The following is a 1,461-nucleotide window of genomic DNA, read 5'->3' as shown; positions in this document are numbered from 1 at the left end:
ACCTTGCTGCCCACCAACTCGTCCACCACCCACCAGGAGATCTCGCCGTCCGCGCCGGCCCTCTCCGGTGGGTCGATGTAGACGCAGCCGAGCAGAGCTGTCTCCGCCGCGTCGAACAGCGCGTAGTTGAAGGACTGGTGTGCGGCGATCTCCTTCTCGTGCCGCAACAGGTCGGCCTGGTCGGCTTCGTAGGTCATGGTGGCCGCGGGCCAGCCCCAGGCCGGTCCGAAGATGGTCCACAGCCGCTCGCGTGAACCCATTACAGCCGGATAGTCGAGCGGGGTGTCCGCCTCCCGGATCGGCCGCAGGTGATGATCACCGCCCGGCAGCGGTACCAGGGCAGGGTGGACGAAGTCATCGGGAAGCCAGCTCATGGCGCCCGACCGTAGCAGCGGGCGGCCGTCCGCTCCCCTCAATTTTCCCCGTACCGCCAGGCCTGCACTGGAGGACCGCAACTGATCGACGGGGCATGAGTCCTGCCCCCCTTGCAGGCCCGGGAGCAGGGCCGGCGCGTCGGGCCGATGAGTTTGCCGGTTGCCTGACGTCTTCCTTGTGGCATTCCCGGTCCGCCGACGCGGATCAGGGAACGCCGGATCCCGGTGTCATGGAGGAGAGAGGGAGGCCAGGATGAACGGTCCGATTCGGCTGTACATGTCGATGTCGCTCGACGGCTATATCGCCGGCCCGGACGATCGGCCAGGGCAGGAGCTGGGACGCGACGGTGGACGGCTGTTCAACTGGCTCGACGACCGGGAGTCCGACGGCCCGAGCGGCCGGGTCTACCGCGAAGCGTTGGCGACCGGCGCGGTGATCTCCGGCCGTCGGACCTTCGAACTCGCCGGGCGCTGGCAGGGCGACCACCACGACGGCGTGCCGATCTTCGTCCTCACCCACCAGGTGGATGACGGGGACGTGCCACCGGGCCATTCGCCTTTCGTCACCGATGCCGAGGACTGCGCCCTTCAGCCTCGCGCAGCCGCGGGGGAGCGGCCGGTCATGGTCCATGGGGCGGGGGCGGCCCAAGCACTTCTGCGAGCCGGGCAGGTCGACGAGATGGAGATCCACCTGGTTCCGGTCCTCCTCGGGGCCGGCCGACGGCTGTTCGACCACCTGGGTAGCGATCACATCGAACTCGACCTCGTCCGACGGCTCGAGGACCGGGACGTCACGCATCTGCGCTATCGGGTGCGCCAGCCCGAGGAGGCCGCGTGAAGACGCTCTTCGTCTCCTACCGCGTCACCGACCTGGACCGCTCCCTCGGTTTCTACACCGCCTTGGGCTACGCCGAACTGGGCAGGGTCGAGAGCGACGACGGGGCTCGCCTGGTGATCCTCAAATTCCCTGACGAACCGGCGGCCTCGCTGGAACTGGTCCACCCCCCCGGCGACGGACCGGTCGACGTGGGCAGCGGTTTCGACCACCTCGCGATCCAGGTGGAAACCCTCGCCACCACCCTGGAGA

3 protein-coding genes are annotated in these 1,461 nt (G+C 68.7%); 2 read left to right on the top strand and 1 reads right to left on the bottom strand.

Translation table 11 applies throughout. The annotated features are described in order from the left end of the window. The coding region (locus TN53_RS40560; RefSeq protein WP_046263889.1) for a GNAT family N-acetyltransferase at positions 1–374 on the bottom strand (374 nt) is incomplete at its 3' end. 253 nt (positions 375–627) lie between these two features. On the opposite strand from TN53_RS40560, the gene TN53_RS40555 reads away from it, so the two are divergent. Together TN53_RS40555 and TN53_RS40550 are read left to right on the top strand one after the other, a co-directional pair. Then, complete coding sequence (locus TN53_RS40555) at positions 628–1,212, top strand: dihydrofolate reductase family protein (protein WP_046263888.1); 585 nt, start codon at positions 628–630, stop codon at positions 1,210–1,212. After that, positions 1,209–1,461, top strand: a 253-nt coding sequence (locus tag TN53_RS40550) for a VOC family protein (RefSeq protein ID WP_046263887.1), incomplete at its 3' end; no start/stop codon positions are given. The genes TN53_RS40555 and TN53_RS40550, both read left to right, overlap by 4 nt.

The sequence above is a fragment of the Streptomyces sp. WM6386 genome (genome assembly GCF_000972385.1).
Lineage (GTDB): Bacteria > Actinomycetota > Actinomycetes > Streptomycetales > Streptomycetaceae > Streptomyces.
The sequence above is the reverse complement of the archived record's forward strand: the minus strand, read 5'-3'. Positions and strand labels throughout refer to the sequence as shown.

Coding starts and splice junctions, on each gene's coding strand:
- TN53_RS40555 (WP_046263888.1), top strand. CDS start 628: ATGAACGGTCCGATTCGGCTGTACATGTCGATGTCGCTCGACGGCTAT.